Consider the following 17,900-nt stretch of genomic DNA (forward strand, 5'->3'; position numbering starts at 1 on the left):
CCGCCCGTCTCAGCTCCGGCGCCAACACGTTCAAGACAATCCTCAAAACCGTCAGCCCCTGAAAAGCCCGGACGAAACAGCGTGGGCAATTACGGATAGCATTGCCAAGTTCGCGCTGGCGCAAGACCCCAACGTGCTGGTCTCGTTCGATCCGAATGTACGTGAAAGCATCATAAGCGACCGTGAGGATTGGTTGCGCCGGTTTGAAATGCTTTTGGCGCGAAGCGCACTGCTGAAGCTGTCTGATGATGACTTGCAGTATATTGCACCTGATGTCAGCCCGAAGGCGTTTGCGCGAACCTGTCTGGACGGAGGCGCTGCTCTGGTGGTCGTCACACTCGGTCAAGACGGCATGATCGCCGAAACGCGCGAGGGATCCGTCCATGTTCCGGCGAACCGCAACCTGGTTGGCGATACCGTTGGCGCCGGGGACACCGTTATGGGCGTGCTTATGGCAGAACTCGTGCTGAATCAGCGCACGTCGCACGCTGCCTTGTCTTCTCTGAAGGGAGAAAGCTTGAGGTCCCTGGTCGAGCGCGCCGCAGCGGCTGCCTGGCTCAACTGCCAGAGCGTAGGCTGCCGTCCGCCAGACCGGACGGCCGTCAATGCGTTCCTCGAGGAAGGCTTGAACGCAGTGTGAAAGCCGAACTGCCTGTTGTCCGGGTCGGCCGGGCATTACCGGCCATAGATGGCGCACTGCACTAACCCGCAGACTCTCAAATTGAACGAGGGACGCACGGGGTATAGGTCACTACCACCAACCGGGGCATTTTCACAGAATCCTATTCGAGTGAGCGCCTTCGCTCGGTGTTTGGTCCCTCCCGTGTCCTAACGAATATTGACATCTACAGCGGGAAGAATCGGTATGCGGAGGCCGATGCGCTCGTCCTTTTCGGGAAACAGGCGATTGTTGTTCAAGCGAAATCGAAACGCCTTACTCTGAATGCGCGCAAAGGAAACGACTTGGCGCTCAAAGACGATTTTAAAAAGGCCGTTGCGAACGCCTATGATCAAGCGCTTCTGTGCGCAGGCGCGTTGCAGCGTCCGAGCGACTTTGTCTTTCGAGACACGCAGGGACAGGAACTTAAGATTGCCGGCCTGTGGAACCTCAAGAGGTTGTCCCGGTTAATGCCGAGTCCACTGATTGGTGTTTTTGAATTTATCCCGCCATGCGGGCGATGCCAATTATACATGTGGTTCCAGTTCGGCAGATGCCGTTTTCGTTGCTCTGAGGATGGATAGGCGCGCGCATAGGCCCATTCCCGCAAAGCAGTCTGAATGAACCGTTCGGCTTTGCCGTTTGTTTTCGGCGTGTAGGGTTTGGTGCGGATATGCTTCAGGCCGAGCGCCTTGCAAGCTTTGGCAAAGTCCTTTGCCTTGTAGCAGGAGCCATTGTCGGTCATGACCCGTTTCACCTTAATGCCGAGGCTTTGATAATAGACCACCGCCGCCTTGAGGAAGGCGACGGCGCTCTCGGCCTTCTCATTTGCGAAGATGTCGGTGAAAGCGATCCGGGAGGCATCGTCGATACACACATGCACATATTCCCAGCCGATGCCGCGTGAATTGCTCTGGCCGGTCCTGTCGCCTGTGATGCGGTGGCCGACACGCTTAAAGCGGCCAAGGCGCTTGATATCGAGATGGATCAGGCCACCCGGCTCCTTGTATTCGTAACGCACAACCGGTTCTGCTGGCGCAATGTCCTTCATCCGCGACAGACCGGCCCGCTTGAGAACACGGCTGACAGTGGCGGGCGACACGCCTGTCTCCATGGCGATGTGCTTGCCGGTCAGGCGCTGGCGGCGAAGCGCGGCAATGCGCTCGCACAAGATGGCATCGGTCTGCCGGGGACTGCTTTTGGGCCGCGACGACCGGTCAGCCATGGCAGCGCGTCCACCCTTTCTGAAACGCTCGACCCAACGAGACACGATCTTGTGGGAAACGGCGTAGACTAAAGCCGCCTGCGCTTTCGTGAGCGCGCCAGACAGAACGGCAACAGCCATCTCCTCTCGACGCAGCGGGGTCAGTCGGGCATTCTTGTGAATGTTCATTCGGAGCCTCCGGTGAGTGCTGAAGCGTGGTAACTCCAGTCTCCTCGGTCTGCTCCGAATGGACAACCTCCTGAAAGCTCACAACTAGATCAGGTCAGTTCGCGGGTCGGCAAAAGAGGTCGCAACGAGCAATGCTCATGCGGAAGATTGATTGATGCATCGGTTGAGGGTTCAGCCATGGTCTACTTCTTTGCGCCCCATTCCCATTGCTTTGTCTTTTTTGTTGGCTCGGTCGAACTCGATCGTTGACGCTCGCCTCCCTTTGTCCGCACCCGTTCTATTGGCCTGACACGCGGATCGGGAACGAGGAGGTCGACGTTTTGCTGGATTTTCAGCGAAATCAGGACACGGATGAGCGAGTCGAGTGTGGGATTATCTCCGGATTCGAGGCGTCTCAGTGTGCGTTCGGAAATGCCTGCGTCCTGGGCGAGCTCGGCCTGTGTGATGTTTCGGGAGAGACGCAGCCGCTCGAGCTTTTCGCCGATGTCCCGCGAGATTGTTTCTGGTGTTTTTATAGTCATGTGTCTATTATCGGCCATATATGATCTCATACTCCGATTTCCGGGTATTTGCAGGCCACATATGGCCGCTTGCTATGCACCGATAGAAATCCGTCAATCGGTCGTATAAGGCCGTTTATGATTAAAAGCAATCGTTATCGGGCGTATATGGCCGATTAAACTGAGTTGGAGATTATCCCTTACGGCTTTCGAGGATTGGACAGCGTCTTGAGCAACAAAAAAGCAAAGGGTCCCGACATTGGATTGCATCAAGCCAAACGGCTCTGTCAGTTACCCCAGCAGCAACGCTTAGATTTCATCGCAGAAGGCTTGCCCATCATCCTTGACTGTAAATCGGCATAGGGGTTCGACGCCGATCGGCACAATAAGTCTTTGAAAGATTTAAAGCGTGTGGGGTCCTGATGCTCCGCCGAATTACAACCTGAGGAAGGCCCGGAAACGGCGCAGTGCCAGGAAGAACAACCCACCGCCGATCAGCAGAAGCGCCAGCAGCTGCGGCCAGACGACCGCAAGCCCGGCGCCGCGGAATAGCACGGCCTGCGAAATGATGGTGAAATGGGTGTTGGGGGCAATCAGCATGATGTCCTGGATGATCTCCGGCATGCTTTCCCTCGGCGTCATGCCGCCTGACAGCACCTGAAGCGGCAACAGGATCAACATTAGGAGAAGCCCGAATTGCGGCATCGTGCCTGCCATCGTGGCCAGAAACACGCCCATCGATGTTGTCGCAAACAGCATCAGCAGGGTGGCGAGCAGGAACAGCAGGATCGAGCCCTGGATCGGCACGGCAAGCACGCCCTGAACTACGACGGTGATGGCGAAGGCGGAGGCGATCAGCACCACAAGCCCCATCGACCAGACCTTGGACAGCATGATTTCAAGTGCCGAGACCGGCATGACCAGCAGATGCTCGACCGTGCCGTGCTCCTTCTCGCGGATCAACGCCGCGCCTGTCAGGATGATCGACAGCATGGTGATCGAGGTTATGACATTGTCGATCGCGCCGAACCAGCGGGTGCTGAGTTCCGGGTTGAACCGGGCGCGCAGCGCCAGATCGACTCCGGTGCGGGCCTCGGAGCGATAGCTGTCTGCATATTCGGAGATCTCGGCGGCCACGATCTGCTGAATGTATCCGGCGCCGGAAAATGCCTGGCTCATGCGCGTGGCATCGACGTTCAGCTGTACCGTCGGTCCTTTGCCGGCCAGCAGATCGCGCTGGAAGTCGGGCGGAATATCGAGGGCGAAGGTGTCGAGCCCGGCATCCATGCGCGCGTCCATCTCGTGAAGGGAGATATCGTGCGGCGGGGAGAAATAGGGCGGGTAGAAGGCCCCGGATATCCTTGTCGACAGTGGCGATCGGTCTTCATCGACAATGGCGATCGTGGCCTTGGACAGGGTCTCCGGCATTGCCGTCGAGGCGGTGTAGATCGACAGCGAGAATGCATAGGCGATCAGCACCACCATGATCGGGTCGCGCAACAGCCCGCGCAGTTCCTTGACGCCCAGATTGAAGACGTTGGCGATATTCATCGGGCTACCTCGCCTGCGTGCGGGTCAGCGCCGCGCCGAGGCCGATAATCACCGGAACCGCCGCGATCAGGGGCCAGAACGCGCCCTGCAGATCGACAAGATCCAGCGCCTTGGAAAAGGTGCCGCGCGAGATGGTGACGAAATAGGTGGTGGGGTAGATATTGCCGATGAACGCACCCACGCCCTGCAGCGAACTGACCGGATCGATCAGGCCGGAATATTGCGCGCCGGGTATCAGCGTCAGCAGCGCCGTGCCGAAGATTGCGGCAATTTGGCTGGAAATGAAGGTCGAGATCAGCAATCCCATCGCCGTTGTCGCCATCACATAGATGAAGGTTGCCAGCGTGAAGGCGATCAGGCTGCCGGTAAACGGCACCTGAAAGATGAAGATCGAGAAGACCGTCAGGATCACGAAATTCAGCATGCCCAGAACGATATAGGGCAGTTGCTTGCCAAGCAGGAATTCCAGCGGGGTCGTCGGCGTCACGTAAAGATTGACGATCGATCCCAGTTCCTTTTCGCGGACCACCGACAGAGCCGTCAGCATGGCCGGAATGATCAGCAGCAGGATCGGGATGACCGCCGGCACGATCGCGACAATGCTCTTGACATCGGGGTTGTAGCGATAGCGCACCGAAAGCGTGTAGTCGCCGGCCACCGCCGCATCGCCGTAAGCCTCGCGTGCCCTGGCGGTCAGCCAGGCGGCATGCATGCCCTGCACATAGCCCTTGACGGTTTCGGCCCGGCTTGGCATCGCGCCGTCGATCCAGGCGCCGATCTCCGGCACTTTCCCGCGCGCCAGATCGCGGGCAAAGCCCGGCGGGATTTCGATGGCGAGGCTGATTTCGCCGCTTTCCATCCGGCGATCCAGATCGGTATAGCTGGAAAGCGGCGCTTTTCCGGTGAAATAGCGCGAGCCTGCGATCGCATCTATGTAGTCGCGGCTGATCGTGGTGTCGTCACGGTCGAGAACCGCGAATGTCAGGTTCTCGACATCCATGTTGATGCCGTAACCGATGACGAACATCAGCACCAGAGATCCGATCAACGCCAGCGATGCGCGGATCGGGTCGCGCTTGAGCTCCAGCGCTTCGCGATGCGAATAGCTGAGCATCCGGCGCGGGCTGAAATAGCGGTTGGCGGCCAGCTGCGCTTGCCGCACCTCGCCTGCGGGCACCGGCTCCTCTTCAGCTTCTTTGACCGTCGCGCCGTTTGCCTGTTCCAGATAGGCGATGAAGGCGTCTTCAAGCGTTTCGACGCCGTGCCGGGCAATGATGTTTTTTGCGGTATCTGAAACAAGCACCTTGCCCGCATGCATCAGCGATATGCGGTCGCAAAGCTCGGCCTCGTTCATGAAATGGGTCGAGACGAAGATCGTCACACCGTCGTTGCGCGAAAGATCGGACAGGATCTGCCAGAAATTGTCGCGCGCAACCGGGTCCACGCCCGAGGTCGGCTCGTCGAGGATCAGGATTTCCGGAGCATGGATCATCGCGACGGCCAGCGAAAGGCGCTGGCGGAGACCAAGGGGCAGGCCTTCGGGAAGCTCATCCATCACATCGGCAAGATCGAACCGTTCCGCCATTTCCGCAATGCGGGGCGCAATCCGATCCTTTGGCATGGCAAACAGTTTGGCATGAAGCTCAAGGTTTTGCCGCACGGTCAGCTCGGTGTAGAGCGAGAAAGCCTGCGACATGTAGCCGACCCGGTGGCGCACCTTCATGTCGCGAGCATCGATCTCTGCGCCGAACAGCTTCGCGCTGCCTTCGCTGGCTTCCAGAAGACCGGTCAGCATTTTCATCGTTGTGGTCTTGCCGCAGCCGTTGGACCCGAGAAAGCCGAAAATCTCGCCCTTGGGAATGCGAAAACTGACATGGTCGACGGCGGTGAAATCGCCGAACCGCATCGTCAGGTCTTCGGCTTCGATGGCGATTTCCTCGTCTTCAGAGCTTTTGCGCGGCGGGATGACGACCTGGCGGTAATCGCGACGGTCTTCGACCGGCAGCAATGCGATGAAGGCCGCGTCCAGCGTCTGGGTGCCCGTGCGTTCCAGCAGTTCGCGCGTCGTGCCGGTCGCCAGCACCTTGCCGGCATTCATGGCGATCAGCCAGTCGAAGCGCGCAGCCTCTTCCATATAGGCGGTGGCGACGATCACGCTCATCTGCGGTCGGGTGGCGCGAATGCCGCTGATCAGATCCCAGAACTGACGGCGCGACAACGGATCGACGCCAGTTGTCGGTTCATCGAGGATCAGCAGATCCGGATCATGGATCAGCGCGCAGCAGAGGCTGAGCTTCTGCTTCATCCCGCCCGACAGCTTTCCCGCCGGACGATCCCTGAAGTCGGCCATGCCGGTGCTTTTCAGCAATTCGTCAATGCGGCGCAGCCGTTCCGCCCTGTCGTGGCCGAACAGCCGGGCGAAGAAATCGACATTCTCGAATACCGAGAGCGTCGGATAGAGGTTCTTGCCGAGCCCCTGCGGCATATAGGCGATGCGGGGGCAGATGCGGTCGCGATGGCTCTTGTCGCGCATGTCGCCATCCAGCACCGCGACTGTGCCGGTCTGCACGGCGCGCGCACCGGCGACCAGCGACAATAGACTGGATTTTCCGACGCCGTCCGGGCCGATCATGCCGATCATATGTCCGCCCGGTATCTCCAGCGTGACATCGTTGACGGCGAGCGTCTTGCCATAGAACAGCGAGACGCCGTCAAGCCGGGCGACGGGCGCGTCGCGGCTGATCATTGCACGACCGTTCCGAGATTGTCCGGCCAGACCGCATCCGGGTCGATGCGGACATAGGCCATGCCCGGAAGGCCGGTCTTGACGATCTCAATATATTTCTGCAGCAATTCAGGGTCGACGCGCGCACGGACGCGGAACATCAGCTTCTCGCGCTCCTCGGCGGTCTCGACGGTTTTGGGGGTGAACTGCGCGACATCAGCGACATAGCTGACCGAGGCGGGAATGACATATTGCGGGGCGGCGTCGAGCACCAGCCGCACCTCGGAGCCGATCGACACCCGGCCTGCCGCCGCGGTCGGCAGGAAGAAGGTCATGTAGACATCGCCGAGGTCGACAAGGTTCAGCACGCGCCCGCCGGCAGATACGATCTCGCCTTGCTGGGCCACCAGATACTGCACTCGGCCGGTGCGCGGCGATGTCAGCGTGCTGTCGTCGATCGAGGCGGCAATGGAATCGATGGCGGCGGCGGCGGCGACAACGGCAGCCTTGGCATCAACAACCTGCGCCTCGGCGGCGCTGACACCGGCATCGGCGGCGGCAACGGAGGCTTCGGCGGCACTCAACGCCGCTGCGGCCTGAAGCGCCGCCGCCTTGTCGTCCTCCAGAACCTGCTGCGAAACGACTGCGCGTTTGGTGAGCCCTTCGGAACGCGCCAGCCGCTGGTCCGCAGCGTCCTGGGCCGCCTCGCGCTGATTCACGACCGCCAGCGCCGACTTGCGTTCCGCTTCCGCCTGGCGGACGAGCGCTTCTGCGGTATCAATGCCGATCCGGGCGCGCTGCAATTCAGCCTCGGCCTGCCGCTTTTGCGCCGTCAACTGAACCGTATCCATCTCGACAAGGGTCTGGCCGGCCTCGACGAAATCCCCCTCGGCCACCAGGATTTTTGATATCCGGCCGGCCATCAGCGCGGCGATATCCACTTCCGTTGCCTCAATGCGGCCATTGCCCGAGGCGATGCCCTCCGGCAGGCCATCTGCATTCAGGTGGGTCCAGCCGAAATAGGCGCCCGCAACCGCCACCACAATCACTGCAAGGCCGATCCACCTCTTGCCGTTTCGCTTCGCCATGGTTTCAAGTCTCCCCGCTCAGCCTGAGGCTCGCCTCTTGTCGCGAAAATCGGGACGGCGGCGCGACAGCCGCCAACAATGCTGATAGAACGCCATCCATTGATCCGATGTCAACACCTGTTGATGAATTGATTTCAATGCCGATTGGAAAGGGATTGCCGACCGATGAAGGTGAGCGCCGAAATCGACCTAAGCCGCCCCGCGAAGGAGCGGATTCTGGAAGCGGCGGCCCGCCGTTTTTCAAGCCAGTCCTACGACAATACCGGGCTACGCGACATTGCGGCGGACGCGCATGTGGATGTGGCTTATGTCCATCGCGCCTTCGGCTCGAAGGCCGGTCTGTTCCGGCAGGTGTTGCAGTCCGTCGTCTCTCCGGACGGGATCAAGGCAGTGTTTTCGGCACCCGGCGACCAATTGCCGGAGCGCCTTGCCAGGCGCGTCGTTCGCCACGCACATGCGCGCGGTGCCGGCGAAATGGGCGCTTTCGAAGTGGCAATGCAATCCTCATCCAGTATCGAAGCACGGGCAACGGTGCTCGAATTCGTCGAAGACGGTTTTCTGCTGCCGCTGACCGAACAGCTCGGCCATTCCGACCGCGCCCGCGCCGTCCTGATCACCGCGCTGCTAGCCGGGTTCGATATCATGCGCTCGGTGATCGGTGCGGAATCGGTCACCACGCTGGATGACGAATGGCTTGAACGCGCGCTTGCCCAGCTCATCCGCCATGCCGCCGCTCTGGATGCCCCGCCTGTCGCTGCGGGTGAGAAAGCCCCGTAAGGACAGTTTCGGGCATGATCTGAACGTGCTCGCCAGTTTTTGCATCGTGTCCTGCCGATCGACCTATTCTGTAATTTTCGGCCTTGCCAGGGGTTTTTCCTTTTGTTAGTTAGCCTACTAGCTTTTAGTGTCCTATAAAATAGCAGGCTATAATGATGAACTTTGATCAGACCGACGAACGGGTGGCCTTCATGGAGGCGCTGGCTGTTGCCAGCCGAAAGATGCGAACCGCTTTCAACGCCCGCGTTTCCGAGCACGGCCTCACTTTTGCGCGCGCCCGTGTTCTTCTCCTGCTCATCCGTCACGAGACTTGCAACCAAAGCGCGCTCGCCTGCGAACTCGAACTGGAGAAGCCAACAGTGGTGCGGATGCTGGATCGCATGGCGGCCATCGATCTGATCGAACGGGTTCCCGATCCGAATGACCGCCGCATCAACCTGATCCGGCTGCGTCCGCATGGCGAGGCGATGGCCAGAACGCTTCTGGATGTGCGTCGAGATGTGGTTGATTCACTGTTTCGTCCTGAAGACGAAGAGGCGCTGATCAGCGCCACCGCACTGTTTCAGACCCTCATTGCGCGGACCGATGCACAAGAGCAGACACATGCGGGAAAGTAACATGTCCGCCAAAGTCCCCCAAAACGGCGCTGAGCAACCGAGGATCGCCGACGAAAAGGCAGAGACGAGCAGCGTTGCGCCCGCCGCCGAAGCACAGTCCGCGCCGCATGCAACGGCGAGCGAACCGCAAGCGGCCCCTGCACCTGCACCGCGCGGCCCGGCCTATCCCGGCGCACCGCCGCCGCAACCGCCAAAGCCGCTACCGCAATTGCTTCTATATATGTTCGCAGCCGTTGTAGTCGGGCTCACGCAAGGGCTCGGCATGTCGTTTGTTTCGGTGACGATCCAGCAGATCGCCGGGCCACTGAAAGCCACGACCTCGGAAGCCAGCTGGCTGATGGCCGCCTATCTGGCGCCAAATGCCTGCCTGACATTGCTGCTGTTCAAGATGCGCCAGCAATTCGGCATTCGCCGTTTTGCAGAGATCTCGATTGTCATCTATGTGCTGATCACGCTCGGCCATCTTTGGGTCAATAGCTTCGAAACCGCGCTGGTCGTCCGTTTCTTTGCCGGTGTCGCCGCCGCTCCGATGTCCTCGATTGCCTTCCTCTACATGCTGGAAGGTCTGCCGATGCAAAAGAAGATGAACCTCGGAGTAAGCGCCGCAATCACTGTATTTGGTATCGCTACGCCCGTGGCGGCACTTCTGGCGCCTTTTCTGCTCGATAATGGCGGCTGGAAAATGCTCTACATCTTTGAGCTCGGCCTGGCCATGGTGTCGCTGGCGCTGATCTTCAAACTGCCGCTTGTCTCGGGTGAGCGTGTCAAGGTCATCGGCAAGACCGACCTGATCTCGTTCTGCTTTCTGGCTGTCGGCATGGGGCTGGTCACGGTCGTCCTGACGGTTGGCCGGGTTTACTGGTGGAACGAGGTCAGATGGACCGGCGAGCTTCTGATTATCGGCGTTGCCTGCCTCACGGTCGTCGCCCTCATCGAATTGCAGCGAGAGAACCCGCTACTTGATTTCCGCTGGCTGACATCGGCCGAGATCATCCATTTCACCGGTGCGTTGATGATTTTCCGAATCATCCTGTCCGAGCAGACGAGTGGCGTGCGCTCATTCTTCATCATGCTGGGTCTGGCGAACGAGCAGCTTCGCGGCCTTTATATCGTGATCCTGGTGTCGACGATTGCAGCCGGGGCGCTTTGCGCGGTGGTGCTGAAGCCGGGCCGCGTTGCGCTGCTGCACGGGTTCGCGCTGGTCTTGCTGATCATCGGCACGTGGCTCGACAGCCACTCGACCAGCCAGACGCGGCCGGAGCAGATGTATTTCAGCCAGATGCTGATCGCCTTTGCATCCGGTCTGTACCTGCCCCCCGGGATGCTGGTCGGGATCATGGCGGCATTTAAGCGTGGGCCGAACTACATTTTGAGCTTTATCATCGTGTTCCTCACCACCCAGCGCATTGGCGGCATGTTGGGTGGGGCAATGTTCGGCAGCTTCGTCACCTGGCGCGAACAGGTGCACTCGGCGGCGCTTGCACAGGACCTGACCGCCGGAAATCCGCTGGTGAGCCAGCGGCTCTCCCAGCTTGCCGGCGCCTATGGCTCCAGCATAGCGGACGCCACCATACGCCAGGCGGAAGGCGCCGTTCTTCTCGCCCAGCAGGCAACACAGCAGGCCTATGTGCTGGCCTACAACGATGCATTCCGCTTTCTTTCGCTCCTCGCCTTCGTCGCGCTGATCATTCTCATCATCGATGTCGCTTTTGAGAAATGGGAACACAAGCGCGCCCAAGCCGAGGGCCTCCCAGCTTAACGATATTCAGGACGTCCAGTAAAAATGACCCGCATAATCCGTTCTCTCGCCTCCTATTTTGCCCTTGCAGTTGGCATCGCCGGCATCGTTGCCCTGCTGTTTGCGTGGAGCTTTCCCCCCTTTAACGGTTCCGAAACGCGCACGGACAACGCCTATATCCAGGGGCAGGTCACATTGCTCTCTCCCCAGCTTTCGGGCCTCGTCGCCGACGTACCCGTCAGGGATTTCCAGACCGTCAAGGCCGGCGACCTGATCGTCCAGCTCGATGACCGCATTTATCTCCAGCAATTGTCCCAGGCCGAAGCCAATGTCGATGCCGCGAACGCCGCGCTTGACACCAATGCCCAGTCGCAGGAGACGGCAAAAGCGCAGATCGCCTCCGCCGAAGCCGGCGTTTCCAGCGCGGACGCAAGCCTCGCAAACGCGATGGCGCAATGGAAACGTATGCAGTCCCTGAACGAGAAGAGCATCGCGAGCCAGAGTGATCTGGACAAGGCCAGGGCGGCGTTCGACCAGGCAAAGGCGTCCGTCGCCCAGGCACAGGCATCCGTCGAGGTCACCAAGCAAGCTTTGAAGACGACGCTGGTCGACCGCCGCTCGCTGGAGGCCAAGGTCACCGCTGCGCAGGCGGCCCGCGAACTGGCGCAGATCAACCTGGACAATACCGCTGTCACCGCTCCGCGCGACGGCAAGCTCGGCCAGGTCAAGGCGCATGTCGGGCAGTACGTCTCGGCAGGCTCCCAACTCGTCGCCCTGGTGCCGGACACCGTCTGGGTCATCGCCAACTACAAGGAAACGCAGTTGCCGGGCATGAAAGTCGGACAGAAGGTGACGTTCACCGTCGACGCACTCAACGGCGAGGAATTCACCGGCAAGATCGAAAATTTCTCCCCCGCCTCCGGCTCGCAGTTCTCCGTGATCACACCTGACAACGCGACCGGCAACTTCACCAAGGTGGCACAGCGCGTGCCTGTGAGGATCGCCATCGACCCCGGACAGAACGATGCCGTCAAGCTCGAACCCGGCCTTTCGGTCGTCACCAGCATCGACACGAAGCAGAACTGATCGCGCTGCATTTCCGGCTCGCAACCAGAATCCCCGGAACAATCCGGGGCCTTTGGCATTCTGCCAAAAGCCGGCTCAATCAAGAAAATTTCTCTAGATTTCTATGTTTACGAAAAAAACGAAATATGTGTTAATGTTCGAAACATCCTTGTCACGTTCTCGAGGTGGAGGATTTAACGTGTTCAGTTTTCGTATTTTTTCACATGGAGGCCGTCGGGCTTCCGTCGCCATTTTCGCGTTTTCCGTTGCTGCTGGCGGTTACAGCATTGCCGTCGCTCAATCGGCTGAGACCCCGCAACCATCCAGATTGGCGGATACGCTGATGTCATCGTCCTCGCCGGTTGCCTGGCCTGATCCGCTGGTCATGCGCAACGGCGATCCGGTCGTCGATGTGGCGACGTTCGAGGGGCGTCGCAAACCGGAAATCCGACGACTTTTCGAGGACTAGAGCGTTTCTGTGCTTTTCTGAATCAGTTTGGATTCCCAAATCGGTTTTGTTCTGATTCATTGATGCTGGCTGGACAGGAGGCCAGCATCGTATGACCGCACCGATTTCGAATGATCTTCGTGAGCGCGTTGTTGCTGCCGTTCAGAATGGCGAAAGCGTTCGTTGTGTTGCGAGCCGGTTTGAGGTTGCCGTGTCGTCCGTGGTGAAGTGGTCGCAGCGTTACCGTGCCACCGGTTCGGTCTCTCCAGACAAGATGGGCGGGTATCGCAAGCGCATCCTGGAACCGCACCGGGCCTTCATCATCGAGCGCATCAACCAGACGTCGCATCTGACGCTGCACGGGCTAAAGGCAGAACTGGCCACGTGAGGCGTAAAGGTCTCGCACGATACGATCTGGAAGTTCCTGCGCCGCGAGGGGCTCAGCTTCAAAAAAAGCACTGTTCGCCCTTGAGCAGGCACGTGCCGACATCGCCAGGCGACGTCAACGCTGGCAGTCTTTGCAGGCTGGCCTCGATCCCGGCAGGCTGGTGTTCATCGATGAAACCTGGATCAAGACCAATATGGCCCCGCTCAGAGGATGGGGTACCCGGCGCAGCTTCGGGTGTTCGGCAGGCGGGCAGGGATACAGGGCCTCGGTCGCATCGGCTTCGAGGTCGCCCGTCGGCTTTCAGGCTTCGATATGGAGACCGCCTAGCGATATCGACCCGAAAGACTATGCGCGCGGCTGGCAGTTCATAAGAGACCCGGCAGAACTCGCCGCCCGCTCGGATTTCCTGTTCGTGACGCTTGCCGCCTCGAAGGCGATTCACCACTCCGTCGGCCGTAAAGTCCTCGAGGTCCTTGAGAACGGCAAGCTCGGCGGTGCAGCGCTCGACGTTTTCGAAAACGAGCCAAATTTCGATCCGCGTTTTCTCGCACGCAGGAACGTACTGCTTCAGCCTCATCTTGCGACCGGGACGGTCGAAACCCGAGAAGCCATGGGCAAGCTGATGACCGATAACCTGGAAGCACATTTCGACGGCGCCACTTTGCTGACGCCGGTCATATGAACGGCTGGTCAGGCTGCGAACGCACACTCAGCGGCATTGTCCATGTCCTTCAGTCAGGCTGCCAGTAGCAGGATTGTTCATTACATTACGGGGCCGCCAACGACGATCTACAATCGCTTTCACTCGTGGTCCGCCCGACATACCTGGCACCGAGTTCTGGAAGCCTTAACTGCGATGGATGAAAGCGAATCCCCGGCGATCGACAGCACGGCCGCCAAAGTGCATCGCTCTGCAGACCATCGGGAGCTCATCTCGTCCAACTCCCACCAGTTTTTAGGCCATCGACTACGTGACATCACCCTTTTGCGTTTGAGTAAGATGCGTTGGCGGGGCTGGAATACCAGACAAGCGTTGCGAGCGCACGCGCTAAGACGATGAGCGTGAGCCGGCCACGCCTATTTCGTTGTCAGTTGTGTTCGCTCGGCCCCATGATGACGATGTTCTCGGTCTTCTCCACGTGGCGTACGAAGATATATTTGTCCTCGCGTCCGTCCGAGTGCTTGCGGCGAATATCCGGAGCGACGTCGCCGGAGACCTTGGCGATGATGACGAACGGTTCGTTTGCGGCAAGGCCCTCGGTGCAGAGGCGGTCGAAACTTTCGAGATCGCGCGCGGTATGCGACTGGCTGATGCCGGAGCCGCGGGCGATGGCGGCGAGATCGACCGTGCGCGAGGCAGTGTGGGTCGGCGGGCCGCCGATCGACTGGTAGCATTCATTGTCCCAGACGATCACCAGCAGGTTCTCCGGCTTCTCATTGCCAAGCGTCGCCAGGATGCCGAGATTGAACACCATGCCGCCATCGGTGTCCAGCGAGACGATGCGGCGGTGGGGCAGACCGACGGCAAGCCCGAAGGCTTCGGGCGTCACACAACCGAGCTGCTGCTGGAACAGGCTCGCTTCGCGCATATGTGGGGCCGCATTATACCATTCGTCGACCGAGGCACCGAGCGAGAGGATGACGAGTTCGTCGCTGAGCTTATCTGCGAGCGTCTTCATGCAGTCATAACGGTTCATCGGACGATGCTCCCCGATAGCGCCACGGCGGTGTGATAGTAGCTGGAATAGGCCAGTTCATAGGCGTCGGTGATTGCGCGCTCGATATCTTCCTCGCGGCGCTGGACGCTGTAGGGAATCCTGAGCGCCTGGAGCACCGGCTCCATGGTGATGCCATGGGGGACGGCCCACCAGTTGTTCTCGCCGATATCGCCGCGATAGCTCATAATCATGACGACGGGAATGCCGGCGCCGAGACCCATGCGGGCGAGCGGCTCGACAGAAGCTCGAAGTCCGGAATTCTCCATGATCAGCGCCGCGCGCTTGCCCGAGAGGAACAGGCCGCCGCAGATCGCCGCCCCTTCGCCCTCGTTGGTGACCCTGATGGTCCGAATGTCCGGATCATTGTCCAGCGCCGGATAGAGCTCCTTGAACAGCGAGTCTGGAAGATAGCAGACAACGCTCACGCCGGCGGCCTTCAGGCCCCGGATGACGGCATCGACAGCCGTGGATTTCATGTGATCAACCTCTCTGGTGAATCCGATGCAAGCAGGTCTTCGCCTTGCCGTTCAAGGCGGAGCACCGGGCGGCCTCATGGTCAGCGGGTGAGTTCGACCGCAGCCGTGCGATAGAGATCGACGCATTCGTCGTGCATGACGCCGGTCACCACCGTCAGGTCCCAGCCGACCATCTTCGCGAAATTTTCAGCGCTGTAGCCTCCGAAATTGAAGGCGAGGGTCGCGAGCTGCTTGATGTCCTCGTTGCGCGCGCCGAGCACCAGCGTCTTGATGCCGGAATTAAGAATGGCGCCGAGGCACATCGGGCAGGGTTCGCAGGTGGCGTAGAAGATGGCTTCCGGGATATGCCGACGGCCGAGCTTCTGGGTTGCCATGCCGACGGCCAGGGTTTCGGAATGCGCCGTGCAGTCGCAGCGGCTGACCTTGAGCGACGGCGTGCTGACCACCACCTCGCCATCGATGACGACTGCGGCGCCAAAAGGCTGCTCGCCCATCGCCCGGCCCTTTTTGGCCTCCTCGATGGCAATGCACATGAATTTGTCGTGTTCGTTTTTCATACCTTTTCTCCGGGGACACCGGCAACTGCCGGCTCCCCTTTCTTGTCTTTTCAGGTGATCAGTTGGCTGCCGGGAGCATGCGCTCCGACTTCTCGGGCAGAAAGCTTCCGTCGAAGATGGCACTCGCTTCGGGCAGCCTATCGAAGGACTCTAGGTCGGCATTCATCTGGATGGAGTTTCCCAGACGCTGCGTGTCGAGGTCGCCAAGCCCGATTTCGGCCGTTTCGGCAGTCTCCAGCTGGTTGTCGATGGTATATTGCAGGCGCTCGGCCTCGAGCCCGGTGTCGGTCAGCGGCTCGATCGCAACCAGCGCGTCGATGCCGACCTCAGGATCAGCCACGACATCCATGATCGCCCTGTTGATCGCCGCGACCAGCCCCTCGACCGCTTCTGGATGGTCTTCGATGAGCTTCTTCGAAACGATAATGCCGTTGGAATAGAGATCGAGGCCGTTATCGGAATAGTAGAACCAGTTGAAATCCTCGTTCGGGTCGAGGTCCATGGCGATGAAGTTCATGTAGCTGGTCTGGCCGAACTGGGCGATGGCGTCCGCCTGGCCGCGGACCAGCATCTGTTCGATCAGGTTCTGCGAGGCGTTCAGAAGCTCGACCTTGCCGGCGTCGAAACCGTTGGCCTCGGCCAGGGCCGGAAAAAGCTGGAACGTCGCCGATCCGGTCGGGGCGGCAACGGTCTTGCCCTCGAGGTCCTTCAGAGACTGGACGTCGCCATCCTTTTTTGAAATGATGGCGAAAGGCGCGCCGTTATAGACGAGGTAGACCATGACCGGCGCCTCGTCCGGGGCCTTGGCGGCGGCCCGGATCAGGGCGTTGATGTCGCCGAAACCGGCATCATATGTGCCCGACATCACCCTCGTGACGGCGGCGGACGAGCCTTCGCCCTGGTCGATCGTCACGTCCAGACCCTCGTCGGCGAAATAACCCTTCTCCTTGGCGAGATAGAACCAGGAATGGGGTCCCTGGGCCTTCCAGTCCAGGGTGAACTTGATCGGCAGGTTGTCGGCGAAGGCAGTGCCCGCGGCGAAGCTCAGTGAGGCCGCTAGTGCCAGGGATTTGATCAGCAATTTCATCGTTAGTTCCCTTTCTGTTTTTGAGGTTTCAGGACGCGTTTATCGAGTCTTCTTGTTGCGCTGCGCCCAACCGGTCATGCGGTTTTCGAGGAGGACAAAGAGGAAATAGAACACGACGCCCGTGATCGAGATCAGCATCAGCGCTGCAAAGGCGAGCGGCATGTCGAAATTGGTGGTCGCGATCAGCATGGCGTTGCCGATGCCGCGGTTGGAGGCGATCGTTTCGGAGGTGATCGAGCCGATGAAGGCGATGGAGATCGCGACCTTCATCGCCGCGAAGAGATAGGGCATGGTGCGCGGCAGGCCGACATTCCAGAAGATGTCGAGCTTCGAAGCGTTCAGCGCCTGCAGGATGTCCTCAAGCTCCGGCTCGGCGGTGGCAAGTCCCGTCGCGACGTTGACGACGATCGGGAAGAACGAGATGACGCAGGCCGTGAGGATGGCAGGCCCCGTTCCCGCGCCGAGCCAGACCACGAAGATCGGGATCAGCGCCACCTTGGGGATCGAGGAGATGCCGACGAGGATCGGATAGAGCGCGTCATAGGCAAGCCGGGACATGCCGATCAGCGCACCGAAGAAGATGCCGATGATGATGCTGAGTGCGAAGCCGATCGTGGTCGTCACGATCGTTTGCCATAGATTGGGCCACAGTGCCGGAAACCGCTCGATCATGGTGACGACGATCGCGCTCGGTTTCGGTAGGATGAAACTTGGACTTACCCCGATTTAGTGGAGAGGTTCTGTCTCAAAATTCCGGTTTATTATCTCGAACTGGATCGGTGATCTATATCCGAGAGCAGAATGTCTGCGCACAGGATTATAGAAACCGTCAATGTATTCGCCAATGGCTTTGATCGCATCCTTACGTGTGTAGAACACAGTTCGCCATATCAGTTCCGACTTGATCGTCTTGAAGACGGTTTCCACCATCGAATTATCGTAACAATTTCCTTTTCCGCTCATGGATGGAAGCATTTTGTGAGCTTCGAGAATGTTGATTTCTGCTGAGAGGTGACCCTGTATTTTCACCGAGGTTTGACCCACCTTTGGTTATGTCTCAGCGGTTATGTTTTGGTCAATGCAGTCGTCTCCTTTCTCTTTTTCTTAGCGGCCT

The 17,900-nt window shown here is 59.5% G+C and carries 15 protein-coding genes and 4 pseudogenes; 8 read left to right on the top strand and 11 right to left on the bottom strand.

The window, feature by feature from the left end:
- A partial coding sequence (locus EDC90_RS18850; protein ID WP_245511133.1) for a PfkB family carbohydrate kinase occupies positions 1-640 on the top strand: 640 nt, incomplete at its 5' end.
- A 460-nt stretch (positions 641-1,100) separates the two neighbouring features.
- Here the strand turns inward: EDC90_RS18850 and EDC90_RS18855 are convergent.
- From EDC90_RS18855 to EDC90_RS18875, 5 genes and pseudogenes are all read right to left on the bottom strand, one after another.
- A pseudogene (locus EDC90_RS18855) lies at positions 1,101-2,051 on the bottom strand (IS481 family transposase); the annotation flags it as partial.
- Positions 2,052-2,233: 182 nt separating this feature from the next.
- Complete coding sequence (locus tag EDC90_RS18860) at positions 2,234-2,572, bottom strand: helix-turn-helix domain-containing protein (RefSeq protein WP_132314101.1); 339 nt, start codon at positions 2,570-2,572, stop codon at positions 2,234-2,236.
- A 414-nt stretch (positions 2,573-2,986) separates the two neighbouring features.
- Complete coding sequence (locus EDC90_RS18865; RefSeq protein WP_132314088.1) at positions 2,987-4,102, bottom strand: ABC transporter permease; 1,116 nt, start codon at positions 4,100-4,102, stop codon at positions 2,987-2,989.
- Positions 4,103-4,106: 4 nt separating this feature from the next.
- Complete coding sequence (gene rbbA / locus EDC90_RS18870; RefSeq protein ID WP_132314089.1) at positions 4,107-6,848, bottom strand: ribosome-associated ATPase/putative transporter RbbA; 2,742 nt, start codon at positions 6,846-6,848, stop codon at positions 4,107-4,109.
- Positions 6,845-7,915: an HlyD family secretion protein gene (locus tag EDC90_RS18875; RefSeq protein ID WP_132314090.1), complete on the bottom strand. Its 1,071-nt coding sequence runs from the start codon at positions 7,913-7,915 to the stop codon at positions 6,845-6,847. The genes rbbA and EDC90_RS18875 overlap by 4 nt, the downstream gene beginning before the upstream one ends.
- Positions 7,916-8,080: 165 nt before the next feature.
- Here EDC90_RS18875 and EDC90_RS18880 point away from each other — a divergent pair, with 165 nt between their 5' ends.
- The 7 genes and pseudogenes from EDC90_RS18880 to EDC90_RS18910 all read left to right on the top strand — a co-directional run.
- Positions 8,081-8,692: a TetR/AcrR family transcriptional regulator gene (locus EDC90_RS18880; RefSeq protein WP_132314091.1), complete on the top strand. Its 612-nt coding sequence runs from the start codon at positions 8,081-8,083 to the stop codon at positions 8,690-8,692.
- Between the two features lie 152 nt (positions 8,693-8,844).
- Positions 8,845-9,309: a MarR family winged helix-turn-helix transcriptional regulator gene (locus EDC90_RS18885; RefSeq protein WP_132314092.1), complete on the top strand. Its 465-nt coding sequence runs from the start codon at positions 8,845-8,847 to the stop codon at positions 9,307-9,309.
- Position 9,310: 1 nt separating this feature from the next.
- On the top strand, positions 9,311-11,068 hold the full coding sequence (locus EDC90_RS18890) for an MFS transporter (protein WP_132314093.1): 1,758 nt from the start codon (positions 9,311-9,313) through the stop codon (positions 11,066-11,068).
- A gap of 24 nt (positions 11,069-11,092) precedes the next feature.
- On the top strand, positions 11,093-12,133 hold the full coding sequence (locus EDC90_RS18895; protein ID WP_132314094.1) for an HlyD family secretion protein: 1,041 nt from the start codon (positions 11,093-11,095) through the stop codon (positions 12,131-12,133).
- A 178-nt stretch (positions 12,134-12,311) separates the two neighbouring features.
- Entirely contained in the window at positions 12,312-12,581 is a 270-nt protein-coding gene (locus tag EDC90_RS18900) for a hypothetical protein (RefSeq protein ID WP_132314095.1), read from the top strand.
- Between the two features lie 91 nt (positions 12,582-12,672).
- Positions 12,673-13,171: pseudogene (locus EDC90_RS18905) on the top strand (helix-turn-helix domain-containing protein); the annotation flags it as partial.
- A pseudogene (locus tag EDC90_RS18910) lies at positions 13,165-13,630 on the top strand (NAD(P)-dependent oxidoreductase); the annotation flags it as partial. The pseudogenes EDC90_RS18905 and EDC90_RS18910, both read left to right, overlap by 7 nt.
- Before the next feature lie 406 nt (positions 13,631-14,036).
- Here EDC90_RS18910 and EDC90_RS18915 read toward each other — a convergent pair.
- The 6 genes and pseudogenes from EDC90_RS18915 to EDC90_RS18940 form a co-directional block, all read right to left on the bottom strand.
- The gene (locus EDC90_RS18915; RefSeq protein ID WP_132314096.1) at positions 14,037-14,645 is read right to left on the bottom strand and encodes a thiamine pyrophosphate-dependent enzyme; all 609 of its coding nucleotides are present in this window, start codon (positions 14,643-14,645) and stop codon (positions 14,037-14,039) included.
- Positions 14,642-15,142, bottom strand: coding sequence for a thiamine pyrophosphate-binding protein (locus EDC90_RS18920; RefSeq protein WP_132314097.1), 501 nt, complete (start codon positions 15,140-15,142; stop codon positions 14,642-14,644). The genes EDC90_RS18915 and EDC90_RS18920 overlap by 4 nt, the downstream gene beginning before the upstream one ends.
- 80 nt (positions 15,143-15,222) lie before the next feature.
- A complete protein-coding gene (locus tag EDC90_RS18925) occupies positions 15,223-15,699 on the bottom strand; it encodes a nucleoside deaminase (RefSeq protein WP_132314098.1) in 477 nt (158 codons plus the stop codon).
- 58 nt (positions 15,700-15,757) lie between these two features.
- Positions 15,758-16,786 (bottom strand): ABC transporter substrate-binding protein, encoded by a 1,029-nt coding sequence (locus EDC90_RS18930; RefSeq protein ID WP_132314099.1) that lies wholly within the window; start codon positions 16,784-16,786, stop codon positions 15,758-15,760.
- A 39-nt stretch (positions 16,787-16,825) separates the two neighbouring features.
- On the bottom strand, positions 16,826-17,410 hold the full coding sequence (locus tag EDC90_RS18935; RefSeq protein WP_245511134.1) for an ABC transporter permease: 585 nt from the start codon (positions 17,408-17,410) through the stop codon (positions 16,826-16,828).
- 102 nt (positions 17,411-17,512) lie between these two features.
- Positions 17,513-17,767: pseudogene (locus EDC90_RS18940) on the bottom strand (integrase core domain-containing protein); the annotation flags it as partial.
- Between the last annotated feature and the right edge of the window lie 133 nt (positions 17,768-17,900).

This window comes from Martelella mediterranea (assembly GCF_004342225.1).
In the GTDB taxonomy this organism is placed as follows: Bacteria; Pseudomonadota; Alphaproteobacteria; order Rhizobiales; family Rhizobiaceae; genus Martelella; species Martelella mediterranea_B.